The sequence below is a fragment of the Arthrobacter sp. fls2-241-R2A-200 genome, from assembly GCF_030209745.1.
Taxonomy (GTDB): domain Bacteria; phylum Actinomycetota; class Actinomycetes; order Actinomycetales; family Micrococcaceae; genus Arthrobacter.
On record NZ_JARVRJ010000010.1, the window covers coordinates 83,267 to 108,352 of the forward strand.

21 protein-coding genes are annotated in these 25,086 nt (G+C 61.9%); 20 read left to right on the forward strand and 1 reads right to left on the reverse strand.

What is annotated here, in order from left to right:
• Positions 1-39 precede the first annotated feature (39 nt).
• The 18 genes from QRN42_RS12750 to dnaE all read left to right on the forward strand — a co-directional run bounded on the left by QRN42_RS12750 (position 40) and on the right by dnaE (position 22,411).
• Complete coding sequence (locus tag QRN42_RS12750) at positions 40-1,836, forward strand: peptidoglycan D,D-transpeptidase FtsI family protein (RefSeq protein WP_284979537.1); 1,797 nt, start codon at positions 40-42, stop codon at positions 1,834-1,836.
• A 103-nt stretch (positions 1,837-1,939) separates the two neighbouring features.
• Positions 1,940-3,589 carry a UDP-N-acetylmuramoyl-L-alanyl-D-glutamate--2,6-diaminopimelate ligase gene (locus QRN42_RS12755; protein ID WP_284979538.1) on the forward strand — a complete coding sequence of 550 codons (1,650 nt, stop codon included), beginning with the start codon at positions 1,940-1,942 and terminating at the stop codon, positions 3,587-3,589.
• A 6-nt stretch (positions 3,590-3,595) separates the two neighbouring features.
• Positions 3,596-5,086 carry a UDP-N-acetylmuramoyl-tripeptide--D-alanyl-D-alanine ligase gene (locus tag QRN42_RS12760; RefSeq protein ID WP_284979540.1) on the forward strand — a complete coding sequence of 497 codons (1,491 nt, stop codon included), beginning with the start codon at positions 3,596-3,598 and terminating at the stop codon, positions 5,084-5,086.
• Positions 5,083-6,192 carry a phospho-N-acetylmuramoyl-pentapeptide-transferase gene (gene mraY, locus QRN42_RS12765; RefSeq protein ID WP_284979541.1) on the forward strand — a complete coding sequence of 370 codons (1,110 nt, stop codon included), beginning with the start codon at positions 5,083-5,085 and terminating at the stop codon, positions 6,190-6,192. Before QRN42_RS12760 ends, mraY begins: the two co-directional genes overlap by 4 nt.
• Positions 6,174-7,763 carry a UDP-N-acetylmuramoyl-L-alanine--D-glutamate ligase gene (murD, locus tag QRN42_RS12770; RefSeq protein ID WP_284979542.1) on the forward strand — a complete coding sequence of 530 codons (1,590 nt, stop codon included), beginning with the start codon at positions 6,174-6,176 and terminating at the stop codon, positions 7,761-7,763. Before mraY ends, murD begins: the two co-directional genes overlap by 19 nt.
• A gap of 2 nt (positions 7,764-7,765) precedes the next feature.
• A complete protein-coding gene (gene ftsW, locus QRN42_RS12775) occupies positions 7,766-9,058 on the forward strand; it encodes a putative lipid II flippase FtsW (RefSeq protein ID WP_284979543.1) in 1,293 nt (430 codons plus the stop codon).
• Between the two features lie 6 nt (positions 9,059-9,064).
• The gene (gene murG / locus QRN42_RS12780) at positions 9,065-10,183 is read left to right on the forward strand and encodes an undecaprenyldiphospho-muramoylpentapeptide beta-N-acetylglucosaminyltransferase (RefSeq protein ID WP_284979544.1); all 1,119 of its coding nucleotides are present in this window, start codon (positions 9,065-9,067) and stop codon (positions 10,181-10,183) included.
• The gene (gene murC, locus QRN42_RS12785; protein ID WP_284979545.1) at positions 10,180-11,550 is read left to right on the forward strand and encodes a UDP-N-acetylmuramate--L-alanine ligase; all 1,371 of its coding nucleotides are present in this window, start codon (positions 10,180-10,182) and stop codon (positions 11,548-11,550) included. Before murG ends, murC begins: the two co-directional genes overlap by 4 nt.
• Positions 11,543-12,388, forward strand: coding sequence for a cell division protein FtsQ/DivIB (locus tag QRN42_RS12790; RefSeq protein WP_284979546.1), 846 nt, complete (start codon positions 11,543-11,545; stop codon positions 12,386-12,388). Before murC ends, QRN42_RS12790 begins: the two co-directional genes overlap by 8 nt.
• Positions 12,389-12,613: 225 nt before the next feature.
• Complete coding sequence (ftsZ, locus tag QRN42_RS12795) at positions 12,614-13,831, forward strand: cell division protein FtsZ (protein WP_284979547.1); 1,218 nt, start codon at positions 12,614-12,616, stop codon at positions 13,829-13,831.
• A 23-nt stretch (positions 13,832-13,854) separates the two neighbouring features.
• Complete coding sequence (locus QRN42_RS12800; protein ID WP_284979548.1) at positions 13,855-14,595, forward strand: purine nucleoside phosphorylase YfiH/LACC1 family protein; 741 nt, start codon at positions 13,855-13,857, stop codon at positions 14,593-14,595.
• A complete protein-coding gene (locus QRN42_RS12805; protein WP_284979549.1) occupies positions 14,588-15,307 on the forward strand; it encodes a YggS family pyridoxal phosphate-dependent enzyme in 720 nt (239 codons plus the stop codon). The genes QRN42_RS12800 and QRN42_RS12805 overlap by 8 nt, the downstream gene beginning before the upstream one ends.
• Positions 15,308-15,394: 87 nt before the next feature.
• Positions 15,395-15,928 carry a cell division protein SepF gene (locus QRN42_RS12810; protein ID WP_284976114.1) on the forward strand — a complete coding sequence of 178 codons (534 nt, stop codon included), beginning with the start codon at positions 15,395-15,397 and terminating at the stop codon, positions 15,926-15,928.
• A gap of 103 nt (positions 15,929-16,031) precedes the next feature.
• Entirely contained in the window at positions 16,032-16,319 is a 288-nt protein-coding gene (locus tag QRN42_RS12815) for a YggT family protein (protein WP_284976113.1), read from the forward strand.
• Positions 16,320-16,477: 158 nt separating this feature from the next.
• The gene (locus QRN42_RS12820) at positions 16,478-17,170 is read left to right on the forward strand and encodes a DivIVA domain-containing protein (protein WP_284979550.1); all 693 of its coding nucleotides are present in this window, start codon (positions 16,478-16,480) and stop codon (positions 17,168-17,170) included.
• Positions 17,171-17,268: 98 nt separating this feature from the next.
• Positions 17,269-17,877: a signal peptidase II gene (gene lspA, locus QRN42_RS12825; RefSeq protein ID WP_284979551.1), complete on the forward strand. Its 609-nt coding sequence runs from the start codon at positions 17,269-17,271 to the stop codon at positions 17,875-17,877.
• Positions 17,870-18,796 (forward strand): RluA family pseudouridine synthase, encoded by a 927-nt coding sequence (locus QRN42_RS12830; RefSeq protein ID WP_284976110.1) that lies wholly within the window; start codon positions 17,870-17,872, stop codon positions 18,794-18,796. Before lspA ends, QRN42_RS12830 begins: the two co-directional genes overlap by 8 nt.
• A gap of 57 nt (positions 18,797-18,853) precedes the next feature.
• A complete protein-coding gene (gene dnaE / locus QRN42_RS12835) occupies positions 18,854-22,411 on the forward strand; it encodes a DNA polymerase III subunit alpha (protein ID WP_284979552.1) in 3,558 nt (1,185 codons plus the stop codon).
• Between the two features lie 50 nt (positions 22,412-22,461).
• Here the strand turns inward: dnaE and QRN42_RS12840 are convergent, their stop codons facing one another.
• Positions 22,462-22,962: a flavin reductase family protein gene (locus QRN42_RS12840; RefSeq protein ID WP_284979553.1), complete on the reverse strand. Its 501-nt coding sequence runs from the start codon at positions 22,960-22,962 to the stop codon at positions 22,462-22,464.
• Between the two features lie 109 nt (positions 22,963-23,071).
• Between QRN42_RS12840 and QRN42_RS12845 the strand changes: the two genes are divergently transcribed.
• Together QRN42_RS12845 and hisD are read left to right on the forward strand one after the other, a co-directional pair.
• A complete protein-coding gene (locus tag QRN42_RS12845) occupies positions 23,072-23,605 on the forward strand; it encodes a hypothetical protein (protein WP_284976107.1) in 534 nt (177 codons plus the stop codon).
• A 4-nt stretch (positions 23,606-23,609) separates the two neighbouring features.
• On the forward strand, positions 23,610-24,992 hold the full coding sequence (hisD, locus tag QRN42_RS12850) for a histidinol dehydrogenase (RefSeq protein ID WP_284979554.1): 1,383 nt from the start codon (positions 23,610-23,612) through the stop codon (positions 24,990-24,992).
• Positions 24,993-25,086 lie beyond the last annotated feature (94 nt).

Consider the following 25,086-nt stretch of genomic DNA (forward strand, 5'->3'; position numbering starts at 1 on the left):
ACCCGTCCACTGAAGCAAGTCCAGCAGCAAGGAAATAACGTGGCGCAGAACCCCGGCAAATCGAACAAGGCGAAGGTGCCGGTAGCCAGGAAACGGCTGCGGCTTGGTCTCGGCATCATGTTGACGCTTCTGCTGGTGGTGGGCGGCAAGCTCTTCATGGTGCAAGGGCTCGACGTCGGCGGCATGGCCGAAGCCGCGCTGGCGAAACGCCTGACTCCCATGGTTCTGCCCGCTCAGCGGGGGAAGATCCTTGATGCCAATGGCGCCGTCCTGGCCAGCAGCATCATCGCGTACAACATCGTGGTAGATCAGACGGTCAATACGAATACGGCAACGTTCCACCGGTACGACGACGCCACCGGAAAGCTTAATGAGATCTCCCGGGACCAAGGCATCACGGAACTTGCCGGACTCCTGGGTATGGACGTGAACCAAGTGCGGGCATCCCTGACCGGCGAAAAGAAGTACTTCGTTGTGGCCAAAGACATCAAGCCGGAGCTTGAGGACCGAATCTCCAAGCTCTACATTCCCGGCCTTAGCTCCGAGGGAGTCAGCAAACGCGTTTATCCCAACGGGAGCGTAGCCGGAGGGGTGATCGGCTTCCTGCAGGACGGCACCACGGGCCAGGCGGGCATCGAACAAACACAGGACCAGATCCTCCGCGGAACGGCAGGAAAGCGTGTGTTCGAGATTGGTGCCGATGGCCTGAGGATTCCAGTGGCTACCGACGAGCTGACCCCAGCCGTGGACGGCAGCGACGTCAAGTTGACCCTCAACACCGACATCCAGTACTTCGCGCAGCAGGCCATTCAAAGCCAGGTCAACAAGCTCAACGCCGAGTGGGGATCAATCGTGGTGATGGACACCAAGACCGGCAACCTGGTTGCCATGGCGGATACCAATGCGCCCGATCCCAATGACCCAGGCAAAGTCGATGCCAAGGACCGTGGTGTCCGCTCCGTGACGGCAGCGTACGAACCGGGCTCGGTGGAGAAGATGATTACGGCTGCGGCCGTTATCCAAGAGGGCAAGTCGAGCCCACTGGACCACTTCACTGTTCCGCCAGCACTGACCATCGATGGCCAGACCTTCACCGACGCTTTTGAGCACGGCACCGAGGAGCGTACCTTGGCAGGCATCGTGGGCTGGTCCATGAACACCGGAACGGTGATGGCAGGCAGCAGGCTTACCAAAGAACAGCGGTACAACTGGTTGAAGAACTTCGGCATTGGCGAACAGCCTGACATCGGCCTGCCGGGTGAAGCCACGGGAATCCTGGCCACGCCGGACAAGTGGGATGACCGCCAGCAGTACACGGTGCTGTTCGGCCAAGGCGTATCGCAGTCCACGCTGCAAACCGTCCGCGCCTATCAGAGTATTGCCAACGACGGACTCATGCTCCAGCCCCGGCTGATTGACTCGTACATCAACCCCAAGGGCGAAGAGCAAAAAGTGCCCGCAAAGGACTCCCGTCAGGTGGTGTCGAAGGAAACTGCCCAGCAGGTACGCGACATCCTGGAGAGCGCGGTGACCGAAGGCGAAATCAAGGACGCTGGCATCGATGGCTATCGGGTGGGCGCGAAGACCGGAACCTCCGAGGCGCCGCGGGAGGATGGACTGCCTGGATTCGACGGCTACACCGCCTCCATGGTGGGCATGGCTCCCATGGATAACCCGCGTTTCATCGTGCAGGTGGTGGTGCAGCGGCCCAAGGGGAACATCTATGGAATCACCAACGGTCCGGTCTTCCGGTCCGTGATGTCGCAGGTCCTCAGGGCCTACAACGTGGCTCCCTCCACGGGAACCGCCGCGCACCTACCGCAATTCGTCAAGTAAGCTTTTTGGGCGTCTGTTTCGGCGAAACCAAGATTTACCCATACCGGCCCAGGACGACGCAAGCCCCGGCCGGGTCGTTCCACGAGCACCAACGGAGAACCACGTGTCAGAGCACCATCAGGCAGTTTCCCATGCCGCGCAGCCAGGGGCAGTGCGTTCCGGCTTCCGGCCTGAGTCCGTGGCGGCCGTGCCTTTGGCCAGCATCGCCAAAGCTTTAGGAATATCCCTGCCCAGCGATGAGCATGCGACGGGGGTGACCGGAATTACGCTCAATTCCAAGGCAGTGGAGCCGGGTGATCTCTACGTCGCTTTGCCAGGGTCTTCCCGCCACGGAGCAGATTTTGTGCCCCAGGCTGTGGATGCCGGAGCCGTCGCCATCGTGACGGACGACGCCGGTGCCCGCCAGCTTGCCCTGGCCGGTGACCAGGCTGTCCCGGTGCTGATCGTGGAGAACCCACGAGCCGTCGTCGGGCGTTTGGCCTCCCTGATTTACCGAAGCCAGCCAGCCGACGGCGGTTCGCCCTCCCTGTTCGGCGTCACCGGAACCAACGGCAAGACCACAACTACCTACTTCGTTAACTCGTTGCTGCGGGCTTTGGGCAAGAAACCCGGGCTTATTGGAACCATCGAGATCCTGGCCGGCGGTGAGCCGATCCCGAGCGTGCTCACGACGCCGGAGTCGACTGATGTCCATGCACTGCTGGCCCTCATGCGTGAGCGTGGGCTGGATGCGGCGTCCATGGAAGTTTCCTCCCACGCACTTTCCTACCACCGTGTGGACGGGGTGATGTTCGACGTCGTGGGGTTCACCAACCTCACACAGGACCATCTGGATCTGCACGGCAGCATGGAGGAGTACTTCCAGACCAAGGCGGAGCTCTTCACCTCCGGAAGGGCACGCCGCGCCGTTGTCACAGTGGACGACGAGTGGGGTCGGCGTCTTGCCGGGCAGGCCGATATCCCTGTCACGACACTGTCCACCACCACGCCGTCCACCACTGCGCCCTCTAATGCCGACTGGGAGGTGGCCTCGACGTCACCGCGTGGGCTTGGTACCGAATTTGAGTTGAAGCACAGGGACGGGCGTAGCCTGCGCGTCCATACCGGCCTCCCCGGGGACTTCAATGTGGCCAATGCGGCGCTGGCCGTCGTCATGCTCTTGACGTCCGGTGTGGCCCCGGAAGCGGTACAAGAGGCGTTGGACGCCAAGGACCCATTGACGGTGGCTGTTCCCGGACGTATGCAATTGATCTCCACTGAACCTGCCGCGGTTGTTGATTTTGCCCACAATCCGGATGCCTTGGCACGCGCACTGGAGGCAGTCCGTTCACCCCAAGAGGGGTCCCGCGTGATTGTCGTCTTTGGCGCCACGGGGCAGCGCGACCAAAGCAAGCGTCCCACCATGGGCGCGATCGCTGCCCGCTTGGCTGATGTGGTGATCGTCAGCGATGATGATCCCCACGACGAGGACGCGGCCGCTATCCGTGCCGACGTCCTGCGGGGGGCACAGGCGGCCCGGGAGAGCGAAAACCTCCCCTGCGAGATCATTGAGTCGCATCCAAGGGACGTGGCCATCAGGCTGGCGGTGGACCTGGCCACCGCGAAGGACACCATCCTCGTTGCGGGCCGGGGCCACGAGGTGTGGCAAGAGGTCCAAGGGGTGAACCTGGCGCTCGACGACAGGGTGGAGTTGCGTGCGGCCTTGACATCCAAGGGATTCAGCGTTTCAACGGACCAGCGGATAGAGTCCTAAACCGAGATGATTTCATTGACTGCGGCGGAGATCGCCGACCTTACCCATGGCCGACTGACCGTACAAACGGACGTCGTGCCCAGCTCTGTCGTCACTGATTCGCGGGAAGTTTCCCCCGGTTCGCTGTACGTCGCCAAGCGCGGCGAGTACGCTGACGGCCACGACTTCGTAGCTGCCGCGTTCGAACGCGGCGCCGTGCTTGTCCTGGCTGAACGCGAAGTGACCGATGCGGACGGAAACCCGTACCCCGCCGTCGTCGTGAAAGACGCCGTGCTGGCGATGGGCGCCTTGGCAGCGGAATGCGTTCGGCGCATCCGTTCAGGCCGTGAGCAGCGCGGCGAGGACTTCACGGTGGTCGGTATCACCGGCTCCGCCGGCAAGACAACCACCAAAGACCTCCTGGCCGGAGTCTTCTCCGCCGCCGGGAATACCATTGCCCCCCAAGGCTCCTACAACGGCGAGGTCGGCGTCCCGCTCACTGTTTTTTCCGCTGACGAGGACACGCGTTTCCTCGTCATCGAGATGGGTGCCACCGGGATCGGCCACATCAAGTACCTCGCGGACCTGGTCAAGCCGGACATCGGGGTGGTCCTGATGGTGGGTACCGCCCATGCCGGCGAGTTTGGCGGCGTGGAGAACATCGCCAAAACCAAGGGTGAACTCGTTGAGGCCCTCAGTGAGCAGGGCACGGCCGTGATCAATCTTGACGACGGCCGCGTGGCTGCCATGCGCACCCGCACCAAGGCCAAGGTCCTCGGCTTTACTGCTGCCCCTGCCACCACCGAAGAGGTGGAGGCGCGCAACGTCGTCGTGACCGATGAGGGACACCCCACCTTCGATCTCGTATTGCCCGACGGCGGTCCGTCCGTTCGCGTCCGCAGTCGCCTGATCGGTGGTCACCACGTCACCAACCTCTTGGCCGCAGCGGCCGCCGCGTTCGCAGCAGGCATACCGGCCGACGACATTGCAACGGCATTGAGCTCCCAGTCGGCCGCCAGTCGCTGGCGGATGGAACGCATTGAGCGCGAAGATGGCGTGACCATCATCAATGATGCGTTCAACGCCAACCCCGAATCCATGAGGGCCGCGCTGCGTACACTTGCCGATCTTGGCCAGGGAAGACGCACCTGGGCTGTCCTGGGCGCCATGCTGGAACTCGGCAAAGACTCGATCCGCGAGCACACCGCCGTGGGTACCCAGGTTGTCCGATTGAACATTTCCAGGCTCGTGGTGGTGGGCCGCGAAGCCCGTGCACTCTATGTATCAGCCATCCAGGAAGGCTCCTGGGGTGACGAGTGTTCCTTCACGAAGACCGTGGATGAAGCCTATGAGCTGCTGCAGAATGAGCTCCGGCCAGGTGATCTTGTTTTGTTCAAGTCCTCCAAAGCAGTGGGGCTGCGGCATTTGGGTGATCGGATAGCATTACCCCCACGGGCTGGCTCCGCAGGGGACAGTGCGGCAGGAGATGCCGCAAACGAAGGGAACGATCTGCAGTGATTGCACTTTTGATCGGCGCAGGCGTCGCCCTTCTGGTGGCCTTGACAGGCACCCCTGTGTTTATCAGGTTTCTCGTTGCCAAGAGCTATGGGCAATTCATCCGGGATGACGGGCCCACCTCCCATCACACGAAGCGAGGTACGCCCACCATGGGCGGCGCTGTTGTGGTGGTGGCGGTCCTCCTCAGCTATTTCCTGACGCACCTGGTGATGTGGATGTTGAATCCGCATTCGCCCGGTCCCTCCGCTTCAGGACTCCTGCTGCTCTTCCTCATGGTCGGCATGGGTTTTGTTGGGTTCCTGGACGATTTCATCAAGATTTCGAACAAGCGAAGCCTCGGCCTGAACGCCCGTGCGAAGCTGATCCTGCAGGCCGCCGTCGGCATCATTTTCGCCGTGCTGGTCCTGCAGTTCCCTAACAACGACGGCTTGCGTCCTGCGTCCACGCAAATCTCGCTGGTTCGCGACATTCCTTGGCTCAACCTTGCCTTTGGCGGTACGGTCCTGGGCGCGATTCTCTTCATCGTGTGGTCCAACCTGATCATCACGGCGGCCACCAATGGCGTTAACCTCACAGACGGCTTGGACGGTCTGGCCGCAGGTGCGTCCGTCATGGTCTTCGGTGCCTACACCATCATGGGAATCTGGCAGAACAACCAGGCCTGCGGCTCTCCCCGGGAAGCAGGCAGCGGGTGCTACCAGGTGCGCGATCCCTTGGATTTGGCACTCCTGGCAGCAATCCTGAGCGCGGCTTTGGTGGGTTTCCTGTGGTGGAACACGTCGCCGGCGAAGATTTTCATGGGGGACACGGGGTCCTTGGCCATCGGCGGTGCGGTGGCAGGATTCGCCATCCTTTCCCGGACGGAACTGCTCCTTGCGTTCATCGGTGGTCTCTTTGTCCTGATCACCCTGTCAGTGATTATCCAGGTGGGCTTTTTCAAACTCAGCGGCGGCAAACGTGTCTTCAAGATGGCGCCGCTGCAACATCACTTCGAACTAAAAGGCTGGGCCGAGGTCACGGTGGTGGTCCGCTTCTGGATCCTGGCGGGGCTGTTCGTGGCTGCGGGCCTGGGAATCTTCTACGCTGAATGGGTGGTGCTGCTGTGAACGGGAGTCCCGGGAACGATCCCCAAGCCGGTGACCGGCTCAAGGACCTGAACAGTTGGGACTCCGACTGGAGCGGATTGCGCGTTGTGGTTACCGGGATCGGGGTCTCCGGCTTCGCGGCCGCGGACACCTTGATCGAACTCGGCGCCAAAGTGGTGGTTGTCGATGCTGCGACCACTTCCAAGGCCCAAGCCCAGGCAGACACACTGAAGATCGTGGGCGCCGTGGACGTTCTCCTCGGGGCGGAAGCCGTTGAAGCCCTGCCCCTCATTGAAGGAAACCTCCCCGAATTGGTGGTGACCTCGCCTGGGTGGCGTCCGGACCAAGCTCTGCTGGCCGCGGCAAAGCGCAAGCGCATCCCGGTGTGGGGCGACGTTGAATTGGCGTGGCGTCTCAGGGTAAGGGCCGGCCGCAAGACTGCCGACTGGCTGGCGATCACGGGCACCAATGGCAAGACCACTACGGTTGGAATGACCGAGTCCATGTTGCAGGCGGCGGGCCTGAAGGCAATCGCCGTCGGGAACGTCGGCACACCAATCCTTGACGCGCTGCGCGACCCCGTGGACTACGATGCCTTCGCCGTGGAGCTTTCCAGCTTCCAGTTGCACTGGAGCCACTCGTTATCGCCCGTGGCCAGCGTGTGCCTCAACGTCGCAGAGGACCACGTGGATTGGCACGGGTCCTATGCCTCGTATTTGGCTGACAAGGCCAAGGTGTACCAAAACACCCAGCGCGCGGCAATTTACAACGCGGAACAGATCGAAACCGAACGCATGGTGGAGAACGCGGACGTCGTCGAAGGTTGCCGGGCCATTGGTTTCACCACCAACACACCGGCGATCAGCATGGTGGGGGTGGTGGATGGTTTGCTCGTTGACCGTGCTTTCATTGCGGAGCGCAAGGACTCCGCAGCCGAACTCGCTTCCATGACGGATCTCGGACCTGTGGCCCCGCGCCACATGGTCGCCAACGCCTTGGCCGCTGCGGCTTTGGTTCGGGCATATGGAGTTGAGCCATCAGCCGTGAAGCAGGGCCTGGCCAATTACCTTCCGGGCGCGCACCGCATCCAGTTGGTGGCCAAGCATGAGGACATCCTGTGGGTCAATGACTCCAAAGCGACCAATCCGCATGCAGCCTCTGCAGCCCTTTCCGCCTTCCAGCAGGTGATCTGGATTGCCGGCGGCCTGTCCAAAGGTGTCCATTACGACGACCTCGTGAAGGAGCATGCGGCCCGCCTGAAAGCTGTTGTCCTCATCGGCACGGATACTGCGGATCTGGAGTCGGCCCTCCAACGACACGCGCCCAATGTCCCCGTGATCGCACAAGCGAAGGGTGACACTGAAGAGGTGGACAACGCAGCCGCTGATGTCGCTTCGCCGCTTTCCGGTGAGGCCGTCATGGCGCAAGCAGTGGCATCGGCTGCCCGGCTGGCATCGGGCGGGGACACCGTGCTCATGGCCCCGGCTGCCGCATCCATGGATCAGTTCTCTTCCTACGCTCACCGTGGCGACGCTTTCGTCCAGGCGGTACGCGAGCTTGTGGAAGGGCAGGCACAGACCGCCAAGGAGTAGCAATGGTCAGCACGCCCACCCGCGGCACGATACCGCGGGCGTCCAAGCGTCCGTCGCCACCTCCAGGTCACGACGGCGGCGGTCTCCGTAGCCGCCTCCGTCGCCTTTGGGACTACATCGAAGGCAAAGACAAGGCCCCCAACAGCTCCACCTACTACCTGATTCTGGGTTGTGCCGTGGCGCTTACGGCCATTGGCGTCATGATGGTGCTCTCGGCGTCGAGCGTTGAAGCGATCTCGGTTGGCAAGTCGCCGTACGGTGATGCGCTCAAGCAGGCCATGTTCGGCGTGTTCGGGCTGATTGCCATGTACGTGATCTCCAGGACCAATGTCATCTGGATGAAGAAGTTGTCATGGTGGGCGATGGGCGTCGTCATCATGCTGCTGGCACTAGTCCCGGTGTTGGGCCGCAGCGCATTGGGCAACCAAAACTGGCTGGATATCGGTGGCATCAGCATCCAGCCATCCGAGATTTCCAAGTTGGTGCTGTGCGTCTGGATTGCCGCCGTGCTGGCGCGCAAAGAGAAGTACCTCAACCGCTGGATGCACGTGATGATTCCCGTCTTCCCCGGGGCGGGGGCCGTTCTTGGGCTGATCTTGGTGGGAAACGACTTGGGTACCGCCATCGTCGTGATGTCCATCGTGGCGGCAGGGCTTTACTTTGCAGGGGTCCCTGGCAGGATGCTGGCGATCGTGGCTGCCATAGGGGCCATTGGGGCTACGGCGATGACGCTCATCAGCCCCAACCGCATTTGCCGCGTCACCGCTTGGCTGGGCATGGCCAACCCGTCCTGCACGGCTGATTCGGACTTCACCTACCAGTCGACGAATGGAATGTACGGGCTGGCGCAGGGAAGCTGGACAGGCTTGGGACTGGGCCAGAGCCGGCAAAAGTACAACTGGCTTCCCGAGGCGCACAACGACTTCATTTTTGCCATCATCGGCGAGGAACTGGGCCTCGTGGGCACAGTGGTGGTGTTGGTCCTGTTCGCCATCCTCGGCATCGCGATATTCCGTGTTGTGGTGCGGCAAACGGACCCGTTCCAGCGCACCCTCGCCGGTGGGATCATGGTGTGGCTACTGGGCCAAGCCAGCATGAACATGGCAGTGGTCACGCAGTTGTTGCCGGTGATCGGTGTACCGCTGCCCTTTATTTCGGCAGGTGGTTCAGCGCTTGTGATGTCGCTGTGCGGTGTGGGCGTAGTCTTGTCTTTGGCCCGCAGCCAACTGCCACCGCAGGAGCGTCCCAGGTTCCTCCCGCGCCGTTCTCCCAAGACCACACGAAAGCGTACATAGCACTTCATGACGTCTGCCTCTTCCCATGTCACCAAGCCCCTTTCAGTCGTCCTTGCCGGCGGCGGAACGGCCGGGCACGTCAGTCCGCTGCTGGCGATCGCCGACGCCATCAAGGAACAACGGCCGGATGCTGCCATCTTGACCGTTGGAACGTCCTCGGGCATGGAGACCCGGCTGGTGCCTGCTGCCGGCTACGAGCTTGTCACCATTGACCGCGTTCCGTTTCCGCGGCGGCCATCCGCCGATCTCCTCAGGCTTCCAGGGAGGCTGAGCGGCGCCGTCGCGCAAGCACGCAAGATCTTGCGGGAGGCAGACGCCGACGTCTTGATTGGAGTCGGCGGTTATGTGTGCACGCCCATGTACCTGGCTGCACGCCGGTTGCGGATCCCCATTGTTATCCACGAGGCAAACGCCCGGCCCGGTTTGGCCAACCGGGTGGGAGCGCGTTTCACCAACCGCGTGGCAGTGGCATTCCCGGGCACGCGGCTCCGGGGTGCCCGGCACGTAGGCATGCCTATGCGCCGGGCGGTCTCAGCCCTTGACCGCTCAGTTGCCGGTCCAGCTGCCAAGGCCGCCCTCGGGTTGGATGCGGACAAGCCGACCCTGATCGTCACTGGTGGGTCCTCGGGCGCGTTGAGCATCAACCGCTCCATCACTGCTGCCCTCCCGGCCTTGGCCGCAGCGGGCATTCAAACCTTGCACATCACCGGCCGCGGTAAAGCTGTCCACGATGGCGACGGCGGTGTACTCACGGCCGAGGGCTACCACCAGGTCGAATACGTGGACGGTATGGAGAACGTGTACGCAGCTGCCGACGTACTCCTGGCCCGCGCCGGCGCCGGTACGGTCAGCGAAGTCGCTGCAGTGGGTGTCCCGGCAGTGTTCGTGCCCCTGCCTATCGGCAATGGCGAGCAGGCACTGAACGCGGCCGCCCTCGTTGGAGCTGGAGGAGCACTCCTGGTGGACGACAGGGACCTGACCCCGCAATGGATCGAAACCCAGCTGATTCCGCTGTTGACGGACAGGGAAAGGCTTGCAGACATGGGCCGCCGTTCCGAAGCCCTTGGAGTGAGAAACGCCGATCAGCGAATGGCTGATCTTGTCTTGGAAGCGGTGTCCGCATGAACCAGAGCAGTGATTCCCTTCAAACCCTTGGCAGGGTCCATTTCATCGGTATCGGTGGTGTTGGGATGTCTGCCGTTGCCCGGATCATGGTCTCGCGCGGCGTGCCCGTGAGCGGCAGCGACGCCAAAGACCTGCCGGTGATGGGTGACCTTTCATCGGCCGGCGCGCGCATCGCCGTCGGATATGACGCCGCCAACCTCGGCGATGCGGAGACCGTCGTCGCCGGCTCTGCGATCCGTCCCGACAATCCGGAACTGTCCGCGGCGCGCGCCAAGGGTCTGCCCGTGTTGCACCGTTCCGAGGCGCTGGCGGCCGCCATGGCGGACCACCGCGTTGTCCTCGTCGCCGGTACGCACGGCAAGTCGACCACCACATCCATGGTGGCGGTCCTGTTGAAGGAATCGGGGGGAGATCCCACCTTCGCGATCGGCGCGAACGTCCCCGCGCTAGGGGTCAATGCAGCGCACGGGTCTTCTGACATTTTCGTGGCCGAAGCCGACGAATCCGATGGCTCCTTCCTGAACTACAAGCCGCTGGTTGCTGTCGTCACCAACGTGGAAGCCGACCACCTGGACCACTATGGGACCCCGGAGGCTGTGTTCGCCTCCTTCGATAACTTCGCTGCGCTACTTCCGTCCGAGGGCGTCCTGTTCGCATGCGCGGACGATGCGGGGGCGCGGGCATTGGCGGAGCGGACAGCGGCGAAGGGCACCACACGCGTGGTCACCTACGGCACAGCGGACGACGCCGACATCCGGCTCTACGACGACGGCCCGGGCAACGTGTCCGTGGCAATAGGGGAGGACCGGCACGCCCTGGATTTGCAGGTTCCGGGGCGCCACAATGCCCTCAATGCGACGGCGGCGTTCGCAGTTGCCGTGGAACTCGGTGTGCTGCCCGAGGTCGCAGCAGAAGCCCTTGCCCACTTCACAGGCGCATCGCGGCGCTTTGAGCTCAAGGGCCAAGCCAGGGGAGTGCGTGTCTATGACGATTATGCACACCACCCCACGGAGGTCCGGGCGGCCTTGTCTGCTGCCCGTTCGGTGGCCGCTGGCAAGAAAGTCCATGTCCTCTTCCAGCCCCACCTGTTCTCCAGGACACGTGAGTTCGCCCCCGAGTTTGCGGCAGCGCTGGACACCGCAGATACGGCACTGGTACTGGATATCTACCCCGCCCGCGAGGACCCCATTCCAGGAGTCACCAGCGCGCTGATCGCCGATCGGCTGGCCAAGGGTCGTTTGGTCAGCGGTAACGAAGCCGTTGACGCTATTGCGGCGGTGGCGAAGGACGGCGACGTCGTGCTGACCGTGGGCGCCGGTGACGTGACCGCATACGGTCCCGTGATCGTGGAGGCCCTGGGTGGCTAGCACACGCAAGCCGGGCCCCATTCGCGGTGGCGCCGACGTCATCAGTGCCCAACGCTCCGTGGAAGTTCCACGCCCTGCCGAACCGGGTGGCAAACAGGCTAAGGCGGAGGCGCCTGCCAACGTCATCGTCTTTCCGGAGCCAAAGGGCAAGCGAAAGCGGCGGCTCATCGGATGGACACTGGCGATCATCGTTGTGCTGGTGGCGGCTATTGTGGCTGGAGCCGTGTACTCGCCTGTCCTTGCGGTCCGTTCCATCGCCGTGGACGGCACCAAGCTCGTGACGCCGGACGCTGTTCAAAAAGCGTTGTCGGGCCTTCAGGGAAAGCCATTGCCGCAGGTCAGCGAACAGCAGGTCAACGATCTCTTGAAGCCGTTGGTTCAGGTCCGTTCGGCCACGGTGGAAGCACGGCCGCCGTCGGAATTGCTGGTCCACATCGATGAACGGGTACCCGTCGCGCTCTTGAAGCAAGGCGACGCATACGTGATGGTGGATGTCGACGGCGTCCAACTCGGGGTAACCAAGGACCCAGCGGGAGCTGCTCTGCCTCTGATCGACCCGGGCGCGGGAACGGTGAACACGGATCTGTTCAAGGCTATTGCGGCCGTTCTGGACACCCTGCCCGCAGACGTTTTGGCTAAAATGGCTACGGCCTCCGCAACCTCGCCGGATGCGGTGGAACTAAAACTCGTTGACGGAAAGACTGTAGTGTGGGGCAATGCTGAGGACAGGGAATTGAAGGCCAAAGCACTCCAGGCATTATTGAACATGCCGCCCAACCCGAAGGACCCGATCAACGTCTACGACGTCAGCGTCCCGAGGCACCCTTTCACAAAATAACTACTTCCACCCGTAACCCTCCAGCGACGGGACACGACTTTCCGACTCGGAACAGGACATTCGGACGACACGCGCAAGCGGTCATTGCATGTGCGAACCAGAGGAAATACCGTCGCAGTAGAGTTACTTGACATAACTATAACCTTCAACTAGAGGGTTAAGGTCCAAGGATTCACGTTGGACTCGATCAGTTTCGCTATAGGACACAAGCAAGGGGCACGAAACGTGGCAGCACCGCAGAATTACTTGGCCGTCATCAAGGTCGTCGGCATCGGCGGCGGTGGCGTGAACGCAGTCAACCGCATGATCGAGGTGGGTCTCCGGGGTGTCGAGTTCATCGCCATCAACACGGACGCGCAAGCCTTGCTGATGAGCGACGCTGACGTCAAGCTCGACGTCGGACGTGAACTCACCCGTGGCCTTGGCGCCGGCGCCAACCCCGAAGTTGGCAAGCAGGCCGCCGAGGATCACGCCGACGAGATCGAGGAAGTCCTGCGTGGTGCTGACATGGTCTTCGTCACGGCCGGCGAAGGCGGCGGTACGGGCACCGGCGGCGCTCCGGTCGTTGCCCGCATTGCCCGTTCCCTCGGTGCGCTGACCATCGGCGTCGTCACCCGCCCCTTCACCTTCGAAGGCCGGCGTCGCGCCGGCTCGGCTGAAGCCGGAATCGATGCGCTTCGTGACGAGGTGGACACGCTGATCGTCATCCCGAACGATCGCCTTCTGTCCATCAGCGACCGCAATGTCTCGGTTCTGGACGCTTTCCGCTCGGCGGACCAGGTCCTTCTTTCCGGTGTCCAGGGCATCACCGACCTCATCACCACGCCGGGCCTGATCAACCTGGACTTTGCGGACGTGAAGTCCGTCATGCAAGGGGCAGGGTCTGCCTTGATGGGTATCGGTTCGGCACGCGGTGAGGACCGCGCTGTCAAGGCCGCCGAACTCGCCATTGCCTCGCCCTTGCTGGAAGCCTCGATCGATGGTGCACACGGTGTGCTGCTCTCCATTCAGGGTGGCTCCGATCTCGGTTTGTTCGAAATCAACGAGGCAGCCCGCCTGGTGCAGGAAGTTGCGCACCCGGAGGCCAACATCATCTTCGGTGCAGTTATCGATGACGCCTTGGGCGATGAAGCCCGCGTCACCGTTATTGCCGCAGGCTTCGACGACGTCAAGGCTACGTCGCCGTCCATGGACCAGTCGCGCCCCGCGCAGCACCCGGCCACCCCGGACCGCCCGGCTCCCGGCGCGGCTCCCTCCAATGCTGCCGCACCGCAGCATGCGACGGCAGGTATCGGCGCTGCCGGCCTGAGCAACTGGGGCCAGCAGCGCCCGTCCGCGTTGCCTGCGGACTCAGGCTTCGACGTCGATCTTCCGGCAGTAGTGGAGCCTGACCTTTCGGGCAGCCGTTCGGACGACCTCGACGTTCCTGACTTCCTCAAGTAAGTCGCGTTCGGAGACTTAGCTCGGTGTTTTGGTGGCGCAATGAAGTGAGACCCGGCGTTTCTGTAGCCTTTACGGATACGGGCGCTGGGAATCTGGCCCTTCACGTAGGGGATGACCCCGCACAGGTGGCGGCTCGCCGGGCCCGTTTGGCCAGGGCGGCCGGCCTTGGCGCAGGCAACTTCCAATACGCGGGGAACTTCCAATATATGAATCAAGTCCACGGCAATACCGTGGCGCCCATCGACGCCTTGGGGCCTGGCCCCACTGCCGATGCCATGGTGTCCGGGGGGCTTCCAGTATCAGGGTTCTCCCGCCGTGCCCAGCCGCTTGCTGTCATGGTGGCCGACTGTGTCCCTGTGGTGCTCGTCGGTGACGGCGCCGATGGGAGCGTCGTCCTTGCTGTGGCGCATGCCGGACGCCCCGGCGTGGCCTCCGGCGTCGTTCCGTCGACTGTCGCCGAAATGCGCAACCGCGGAGCCGTCCGCATCCGTGCCTGGGTGGGGCCGTCCATTTGCGGCTCCTGCTATGAGGTCCCGGAGCAGCTTCGGGCGGAAGTCGCCGCGCAGGTACCGGGTACGTGGTCAACCACCTCGTGGGGTACGGCCGCCCTGGATCTTCCAGCAGGGGTACGCGAACAATTGACCGCCGCAGATGTTGCCGTGGAGTACTCGGGGGAGTGCACGTTGGAAAATGACGCGCTCTTCTCCTACCGACGGGACACACAGACTGGTCGGTTCGCTGGTTTGGTGTGGATGCATGACTGACGACGCGCGGACACGAACGCTTGCGGAACGCCTGGACACCGTTAGGCACCGGATTTCGGCTGCCGCCCTTGCTGCGGGGCGGGGCGACCAACCCAAGCTGATTGTGGTGACGAAGTTCCACCCTGCCGATGACGTCCGCCGACTGGTTTCCCTAGGTGTCACGGATGTTGGGGAGAACCGTGACCAGGAAGCGGCAGCCAAGTCGGCCGAGTTGGCAGATGTTGACGTCCGCTGGCACTTCATCGGGCAGCTTCAGAGCAACAAAGCAAAGTCGGTCGTCAAGTATGCAGCCTCCGTTCAGTCGATCGACAGGCCGCAACTCGTGGCGGCCTTGGAAAAGGCCATCGAACGGGAGCAAGACGCCACGGGACGCACCGACCTGCAGTGCTTCATCCAAGTCAGCCTTGACTCCGGCGCTGGAGGACATCGCGGCGGCGCTGACCCGTCCGACGTCGAAGATATCGCCGACAGGATCCAAGCCGCCCAGGGCCTGGGCCTCGCAGGAATCATGGCTGTGGCTCCGCTGGGTGCCGATCCGGAACGTTCGTTTGAAAAACTCGCCCGAATTTCCGAGGCCCTCCGCGCCGTGCACCCCGCAGCCACAGGTATATCTGCCGGCATGAGCCAGGACTTGGAAGCTGCCGTGAAGTTCGGGGCGACACACCTGAGAATTGGCTCCGATATTCTCGGATCACGTCCGGCCGTGGGGTAGCGTCGAATTATTGGAACGATGGGCCGGGGTTCTGATACTTGCATGTCATGGCGGCCCGCCTACTGCAAAAACGATAAGGAGTGCACCATGGCTGGCGCTCTGCGCAAGACAATGATCTATCTTGGGCTCGCCGACGGCGATGAACACTACCAATCTGAGCAGCCCGTGGCACAGCATGATGAAGAACGCCCCCAGGAGCAGGAGCGGGAAGAGCGCCGGGCGCCCGCTCCCGTCCGGGAAGTAGTCCGTGAATTGCCCGTTGTTGACGCCGAAGAGGAATACCGCGCACCCGTGACACCCATCAAGCGTGCGGCCTCCAGCCGCGAGGATGCCTCTGGCCTGAGGCAGATCACCACCGTTCATCCCCGTTCCTACAATGATGCCAAGCTCATCGGTGAAAGCTTCAGGGATGGCATTCCGGTCATCATGAACGTCACCGACATGGGTGAAGCCGATGCCAAGCGATTGGTTGACTTCTCTGCCGGCTTGGTCTTCGGACTCCATGGAAGCATTGAGAGGGTCACCAACAAAGTCTTCTTGTTGTCGCCGTCGTACGTTGAAGTCATCGGAGATGACAAGAAGGCCAGCGAAACGCAGGCCAGTTTCTTCAACCAAAGCTGACACTACCGGTTCGGGCAGATGCCAGGCGGGGAAACCTGCCTGGCATCTGTGTTGAAATGGTAGCGACGGCATTCGGAAGTATTCGGGAGATTTGAGCTAACCTGTGGGCATTGTTTTCGGCCTTATCTACATCGTGTTGTTGCTGTTTTTCATTGCCCTGATCATCCGCCTCATTTTTGACTGGGTGCAGATGTTTGCCCGGCAATGGCGGCCACGGGGTGCGGCCTTGGTAACTGCCCACGTGGTCTACTCCGTGACGGACCCACCGCTTGGGAGGCTCCGCAAGCTGATTCCGCCCCTGCAAATGGGTGGCGTGTCCTTGGACCTGGGCTTCCTGATCCTCATCATTGCAGTGAGCATCGCCATGGCAGTGACCAGCAGCTTGGCCTAGCCCGCCGGGTCACCGAGGGCTCCAACAGGGGCCTGACGTGCGCAAATTCTCCAAATCAACACGATGGTGTTGAATTAGAGTAACCAGATGATATTTAGGTACCGTAGTTTTGAACGGCCGGAAGGCCTACTGACTAACTAGACCAATGAGGTGACCAGATGGCTTTGACGCCAGAAGACGTTGTCAACAAGCGCTTTCAGCCGACCAAGTTCCGCGAAGGCTACGACCAAGACGAGGTCGATGACTTCCTTGACGAGATCGTTGTTGAACTCCGCCGCTTGAACCAGGAGAACGACGAACTTCGCAAGAAGCTTGGCGAGGCCGGTGCTGCCGTTCCTGCAGCCGCTGCTGCTGCCCCGGTCGTGGAGAAGGTTCCTGCTCCGGCTAAGGCTGATAAGGAAGCTGAAGCTAAGGCCGAAGCTGAAGCCAAGGCCGCGGAAGCTGCTAAGAAGAAGGCTGCCGACGACGCCGCCGCTGCCGCAGCGAAGGCTCCGGCGCCGAGCAACAACCTCACTCCTTCCGCTGAATCCGCTGCAGGCCTGCTGGCCATGGCCCAGCAGATGCACGACAAGCACGTCGCCGACGGTGCACAGCAGAAGGAAAAGATCATTGCTGAGGCACAGATCGAGGCCTCCAGCTTGGTCAACGACGCACAAGAGAAGTCCCGCAAGATCTTGGGCGCCCTGGAGCAGCAGCGTTCTGTCCTCGAACGCAAGGTCGAGCAGCTCCGTGGCTTCGAGCGTGACTACCGTTCACGCCTGAAGGCTTACATCGAAGGCCAGCTCCGCGATCTCGACGCCCGCGGCTCGGTTGCTGCCCCTGAGGTCGGCGAAGCAACCGCCGACGTTTAGCAAGTATTCTGAAAGCCGGTGGCTGGGGTTTCCTCGGTCACCGGCTTTTGCTGTTAACGCCTGACGGCAACGCACCAAGCCTCCCGAATGAAAGCACAATGACCGACGATCTTACCGATGACGCCCTGACGCCCATGCCTGCACGAGATCGCAAGTGGCGTCCGGCAAAGCTCTGGCTCTTCGCAGCCTTCGCTGCCTTCGCCTACGCCTTGGACCAATTCACCAAACTCTGGGTCACCAGCACCATGGAGGAAGGCGAACGGATTGCTGTCCTCCCGCCGCTGCTGCATTGGTATTACATCCGCAACTCGGGTGCAGCCTTCTCCATTGGAGAGAACGTTACGTGGATCTTCACCATCATCATGGCAGTGGTCGTCGTCGCTATCCTCTTCCAACTCCGCCGACTTGGGTCTGCGTGGTGGGCGCTGTCACTGGGCTTGCTGTTGGGAGGCGCGCTCGGTAACCTGACGGACCGTCTTTTCCGCGAACCGTCGTTCGGTATGGGGCACGTTGTGGACTTTATCCAGTTCCCCAACTTCGCGATCTTCAACATTGCGGATTCTGCGGTGGTGTCCGGGGTCGCGATCGTTTGTATCTTGACGCTGCGCGGCATAGCCATGGACGGTTCGCGCCACGGTGCACCGAGTGAGCGAACCGCTGACGCGGGCAACGCGCAAGGTCCCGCTCCGGAGGCGCCCGGTGAGTAGGGAGCTGAGCATTCCAGAGGAGTTGGGTGGAGTCCGGGCCGATGCAGGCATAGCGAAACTGCTGGATGTTTCCCGGTCGGCGGCCGCGTTGCTCCTCTCGGAGGGCAACGTCACCAGCGGGGGAGCAACGCTTGAGAAATCGGCCAAGCTTACAGCTGGCGCAGTTGTGCACGTCACGATTCCGGAACGCCGGGATCCATTGGAGGTGGTGGAGGAAGTCGTGGAAGGCCTGAATATCCTGCTCGATGATGAGGATTTCGTTGTCATCGACAAACCCGTGGGTGTTGCTGCCCATCCGTCGCCGGGATGGGTTGGGCCCACGGTGGTCGGTGGCTTGGCAGGTGCCGGTTTTAGGATTTCGACGTCGGGTGCTCCGGAGCGTGCAGGCATCGTGCACAGGCTCGACGTCGGCACCTCCGGCGTCATGGTGGTGGCGAAGACGGAGAACGCCTACACGGTGCTGAAACGGGCCTTCAAGGAACGAACGGTGGACAAGGTGTACCACGCAGTGGTTCAAGGGCTTCCCGATCCGCTGCAGGGAACCATCGACGCTCCGATTGGACGTCACCCAGGGCATGACTGGAGGTTCGCCGTTATCGAAGACGGTCGGCCGTCAGTGACGCACTACGAGGTGTTGGAAGCTTTCGGCAAGGCCACCTTGGTGGAGGTGCATCTGGAAACCGGGCGAACCCACCAGATCAGGGTCCACTTCTCCGCGTTGCGGCACCCCTGTGCCGGTGATCTAACCTACGGGGCGGATCCTCGCCTCGCTGCGACTTTGGGCCTCACACGTCAGTGGCTGCACGCCCGCCAGCTTGGCTTTACGCACCCGCGCACCGGCGAATGGGTGGAAGTCACCAGCGAGTATCCGGAAGATCTGCAGTTCGCTTTGGACCTGCTGGCAACCGGGGCGGCGTAGGAAGCACGTGCCTCGCACGTTCCTATCCTGTCGGACCCTGGACGGTAGACTGTCCGGGTGACTTCCAGCAATGATTCGTTCGTCCACCTGCACACCCACACCGAATACTCCATGCTGGATGGAGCAGCCAGGTTGGGTGAGTTGTTTGATGAAACGGAACGGCTCGGCATGCCCGCCCTGGCGACCACTGACCACGGGTACCTGTTCGGCGCATTCGACTTCTGGCGTAAAGCCACGGACAAAGGCATCAAGCCGATCATCGGCGTCGAAGCCTACGTAACTCCCGGAACCGCGCGCGGTGACAAGGAGCGTGTGCGTTGGGGCGATGAGAGCCAACGCAAGGACGACGTCTCCGGTGGTGGCTCGTACACACACATGACGCTCCTGAGCTACAACAACGTGGGCATGCGCAATTTGTTCCGGGCTTCATCGATTGCTTCCCTCGATTCCGTGTTCGGCAAATGGCCCCGGCTCGATCGTGAACTCCTCAATACCTACTCCGAAGGCTTGATTGCCACCACAGGGTGTCCTTCCGGGGAGGTTCAAACCAAGCTCCGGCTGGGACTGTACCGGGAGGCGGTCGAAGCGGCCGCCGAGTTCCGGGACATCTTCGGTGCGGAGAACTACTTCTGTGAGTTGATGGACCACGGACTGGATATTGAACGCCGCGTCACGGGCGACCTCCTGCGGTTGGCGAAGGAACTGAATCTTCCCCTCGTAGCCACCAATGACCTGCATTACACGCACGAGCACGACGCCAAGGCCCATGAGGCCCTGCTGGCGATCCAATCAGGCTCTACCCTGCTGGAGCCAACGTACGACAACGGCGGCTCCCGCTTTGCGTTCTCCGGCAGCGGCTACTACTTGAAGTCTCCCCAAGAGATGCGCGAATTGTTCCGCGACCACCCCGAGGCTTGCGACAACACTCTCCTGATCGCTGAACGTTGCGAGGTATCCTTCAACACCGGTGCCAACTACATGCCCAGGTTCCCTTGCCCGCCCGGGGAAGACGAGACCTCGTGGCTGGTTAAGGAAGTGGATACGGGTCTCAAGTACCGCTATCCGCAAGGCATTCCGGACAAGGTGCGCGCCCAGGCCGATTACGAACTCGGCGTCATCACATCCATGGGCTTCCCCGGCTACTTCCTGGTGGTGGCCGACTTCATCAACTGGGCAAAGAACAACGGAATCCGCGTGGGCCCCGGCCGTGGTTCCGGTGCAGGTTCCATGGTTGCCTATGCCATGCGCATTACGGATCTCGATCCCCTGCAGCACGGACTGATCTTCGAACGCTTCCTCAACCCGGACCGCGTTTCCATGCCTGACTTCGACGTCGATTTCGATGATCGGCGCCGCTCCGAGGTCATCGACTACGTCACCAAAAAGTACGGCGACGAGCGCGTAGCCATGATCGTCACCTACGGAACGATCAAGACCAAGCAGGCGCTGAAGGACTCCTCGCGCGTATTGGGTTACCCATTCAGCATGGGCGAGCAGTTGACCAAAGCCCTCCCGCCTGCTGTGATGGCCAAGGACATCCCGCTCGCGGACATCCAAAACCCGGAGTCCAAGCGCTACAGCGAAGCCGCGGACTTCCGCCAGCTCATCGCCACAGATCCCGAGGCCGCGAAGGTCTTCGAGACGGCATTGGGCATTGAGGGACTGAAACGCCAATGGGGTGTCCACGCCGCTGGTGTGATCATGTCCTCGGACCCCATCATCGATGTCATCCCCGTGATGCGCCGTTTCCAGGACGGCCAGGTCATCACGCAGTTCGATTACCCAACGTCCGAAGGCCTCGGCCTGATCAAGATGGACTTCCTGGGACTCCGGAACCTGACGATCATTTCTGATGCACTTGAGAACATCAAGATGAACCGCGGCGTGGACCTGGACCTGGAAAACCTGGAACTGGACGACGCGGCGTCGTACGAACTTCTGGCACGCGGCGACACCCTGGGCGTGTTCCAGCTCGACGGCGGCCCCATGCGCTCCCTGTTGAAGCTCATGAAGCCCGACAACTTCGAAGACATTTCGGCAGTTCTCGCGCTGTACCGCCCCGGGCCCATGGGCGCCAACGCCCACACCGACTACGCACTGCGGAAGAACGGGATCCAGGAAGTGATCCCCATCCACCCGGAGTTGGAAGAACCCCTGAGGGAGATCCTTGGCGGCACTTTCGGCCTGATCGTGTACCAAGAGCAAGTCATGGCCGTGGCGCAAAAGCTGGCCGGCTACTCACTTGGCCAGGCAGATATCCTTCGCCGCGCCATGGGTAAGAAAAAGAAATCCGAGCTGGACAAGCAATTTGCCGGCTTCTCCCAAGGCATGCAGGACAACGGTTACTCCATGGCCGCTGTCAAGACGCTGTGGGACATCCTGCTTCCGTTCTCCGACTACGCCTTCAACAAAGCGCACTCGGCTGCCTATGGCGTGATTTCGTACTGGACGGCCTACCTGAAGGCGCACTATGCGCCGGAGTACATGGCTGCCCTGCTGACATCGGTGGGTGACGATAAGGACAAATCCGCTATCTACCTCAACGAATGCCGGCGGATGGGCATCACGGTCCTGCCTCCGGATGTGAACGAATCATCGTTGAACTTCACGCCAGTGGGCCACGACATCCGCTTCGGCATGGGCGCTATCCGCAACGTTGGCGTCAACGTGGTGGACGCCATGGTCTCGGCCCGCACCACCGAGGGCAAATACACCTCTTTCAAGGACTTCCTACTGAAGGTGCCTGCCGTGGTGTGCAACAAGCGTACGATCGAGTCCTTGATCAAGGCTGGAGCGTTCGATTCGCTCGGGCATCACCGCCGCGCGCTGGCGATGATCCACGAGGAAGCCATCGATTCGGTCATCACCCTTAAGCGGAATGAGGCCATTGGCCAGTTCGACCTCTTTGCTGGCTTTGAAGACCAAGAACCTGAAGCGTCCTTGACCACTGAGATCCCGGACCTGCCGGAATGGGAAAAGAAGGACAAGTTGTCCTTTGAACGGGACATGCTGGGGCTCTACGTATCGGACCATCCGTTGCAGGGCCTCGAAGGCGTCCTCAACCAGCACGCGGAACAGTCCATTGCGTCGATTATCGCCGAGGATGGGCCGCACGACGGCGCGATAGTCACCATTGCGGGCATGATTACCTCCCTCAGCCGCAGGATCGCCAAGGCCAGCGGCAATGCCTATGCCCGCGCGGAGATCGAGGACCTTGGTGCGTCCATTGAGGTTATGTTCTTTGGCCAGGTATACGGTCCCATAGCTTCTGTGCTGGCCGAGGACCTGATCGTGGTTGTTAAAGGCCGCTTGCAGCGCCGGGACGATGGTGCGGTGACGCTGAACTGCATGGAACTATCGGTACCGGACCTGAGCGAAAGCGTGAACGGTCCGGTGGTCATCACTCTTCCCACCTATAAAGCCACAGAGACGGTGGTGACGGATTTGCGCGACGTTCTTCGAACGCACCGCGGAAATTCCGAGGTGCGCCTCAAGCTCACCGGTGATACCAAAGTCGAAGTCATGGGCCTGCCCGTACATCTGCGGGTAAATCCCAGCCCATCACTCTTTGGCGACCTCAAGGTCCTCCTGGGGCCGGCCTGCCTTGACACCTAGACGACAGCTGAGGAGTACTTGCTAGCTACACCTATTGCTAGCTAGCGTGTTCAGATCTCATAATCCAAGGGTGTTGGCTTGCTGTAGGCTCCGCCGTGGTACAGCAGGGGAGTGCCGTCCTCGCCCACTTGGCCGTCGATGACCTCTACCACCACCACGGCATTGTTCTCGAAGGAAAGCCGCATCTGTATCCGTCCCACCAGCCACCCGCTGACGTCTTTGAGGATCGGAACGTCGTGGGGACCGGGCTCCCAGTGGTCGCCCTCGAAGCGGTTGCGGGTCCTTGCGAAACGGTTGGCCAGAGCCTGGTTCTCAAGGCCCAACATGTGCACGCCGATGAATTCGGAGTTGGCCACAGCAGGCCATGAACTCGAGCTCCGGGCCATGTTGAACGTAAAGCGAGGCGGCTCAGCGGATAGCGAGGCCACTGACGTGGCGGTGAACCCGAACGGGTGCCCGTTGAGGTTGGCGGTGATAATCGCCACCCCTGCCGCGTGCCGGCGGAACATTTCCCTGAAGGTTTGCTGAAAGCCAGTCGGCTCGGTGGACACGGGGTGTTTCTCCTCCATGGTGCGGGTAGGTACTCCCTTCAGCGTATTCCCCTTCTGGTGCGGCTCCTTACTTTGTTGAGGTGGCATGAACCTTTGTTAATGTGGGAGCATGACCGATCCCACTGTAGAGATTTCCGCGGAAGCCACAGCCGGCCCCGCCTCCCACCGCCCAGGGCGGCGGGACATAGCCTGGCTGGTTCTCCCGGCGGCTTCGGGGATTGCTGTGGGCCTCCTCTGGTGGCTGTTGGCCCCGGGGGGAGGCAATCTGCTGTCCGGAAATCCGGCGTTGGCCAACCCCTCAGTTCCAGCATCGTGGTTGCCGCGTGACTTGGTCCTTGGCGGTTTGGCATTGGTTGCCGGAGTGGTGACGGGTTTCCTTTTGGACGGGAAACTGAACACACGGGGAGCAGGCCGGCGCTTTGCGTTTGCGCTCCTCGGTGGGGCCGCAGGTGCCGTTGTCTCCTGGTCGATCGGCCTGCTGGCCGCGCAGTTGTGGGGTCCCGCCGTGGATCCAGCGCTCGGGTCCGACTATGGATTCACGCTGCGCTCCTATTCGGTGCTGGCCTTATGGCCAGGTGCTACGGCATTTGTCACGTTCGTCCTTTCCTTGTTCGGGGTTCTTTCCGGGAAGCCCGTAAAATAGGGCGGTGACCACTTCTCCCGATACCTCCGCACCCGCCGTCTCCCTGGCCTTCCGAACCATTGATTTCCGGGGGCGCAGCCTTTCCCTGGCGGAATTGCGTGCGGCTGTGCCGAGGGCGAAGCATCAAACGATGGCGGACGCGGAACAAAAGGTCCTTGATATCATTTCCGCCGTACGCAGCCGCGGCTTTGAGGCGTTGTCAGCACTGGCAAAGACGTTCGACGGCGTGGAACAGTCCCATCCCAGGGTGCCTGCAGAGGCGCTCGCCCAAGCGCTGGCAGGCTTGGAGCCGAACGTCCGCGCTGCGCTGGAGGAATCGATCAGCAGGGCCAAGCAGTTCGCCCGGCAGCAACGGCCAGCCGACGTCGACGTCGCATTGGCGGACGGCGCCGTCGTCAGCCAAAACTGGATTCCCGTAGGCCGGGTTGGGTTGTATGTTCCTGGCGGTCTTGCGCCCCTTGCTTCTTCGGTGATCATGAATGTCGTGCCCGCAGCGGCTGCCGGCGTCGAATCCATCGCCTTGGCTTCGCCGCCACAGAAGGAATTCGGCGGCTTGCCACACCCAACCATCCTGGCGGCAGCGGCGCTGCTCGGTATAGAAGAGGTGTACGCCATTGGCGGAGCCCAAGCGATCGCTTCCTTTGCCTACGGAGTCCCCGGGGGTGACGGGCAATTACCGATCGAGCCCGTTGACGTTGTCACAGGGCCGGGCAACATCTTCGTAGCCACCGCCAAGAGGCTCGTCAGGGGAGTGGTAGGCATCGACTCGGAGGCGGGCACCACGGAGATCGCGATCTTGGCAGACTCCTCCGCACAGGCCCCCTTGGTGGCGGCGGACCTCATCAGCCAAGCAGAGCACGATCCCAAGGCTGCGTCCGTGTTGGTGACCGACTCAGCGGAACTCGCTGACGCCGTCGTGGGTGAATTGAAGAAGCAGGCGGCAGCGACCAAGCACAGCGAACGCGTGGTGGAGGCGCTGTCCGGGCCCCAGTCCGGCGTGGTGTTGGTGGATGACTTGGAACAGGGCATCGCGGTCTGCAACGCCTACGCCGCCGAGCACCTGGAAATCATGACCAAGGACGCAGCCTCCGTGGCGGCACGGATCCGAAATGCCGGAGCGATATTCGTTGGCGACTACAGCCCGGTCAGCCTGGGTGACTACTGTGCCGGGTCCAACCACGTGCTTCCGACCAGCGGGACGGCGGCTTTCTCGTCGGGGCTGAATGTGACCACGTTCTTGCGTGCAGTCCAAGTCATCAATTACAACCGTGCCGCCCTGGAGCAGGTCAGCAGCCATATCGTGAGCCTGTCCGGCGCGGAGAACCTTCCCGGGCACGGAGACGCTGTCAGGATCCGTTTCCAACCGGACGCCAACCACAACATGTAAGGGTTGCTGGCACTACATGTAGTAATGACAAGCTTGTCATTACGGTGCCCGCGACCGTAAACTGAAGTCGGAAGTGAATCCTCCGGCACGCTCG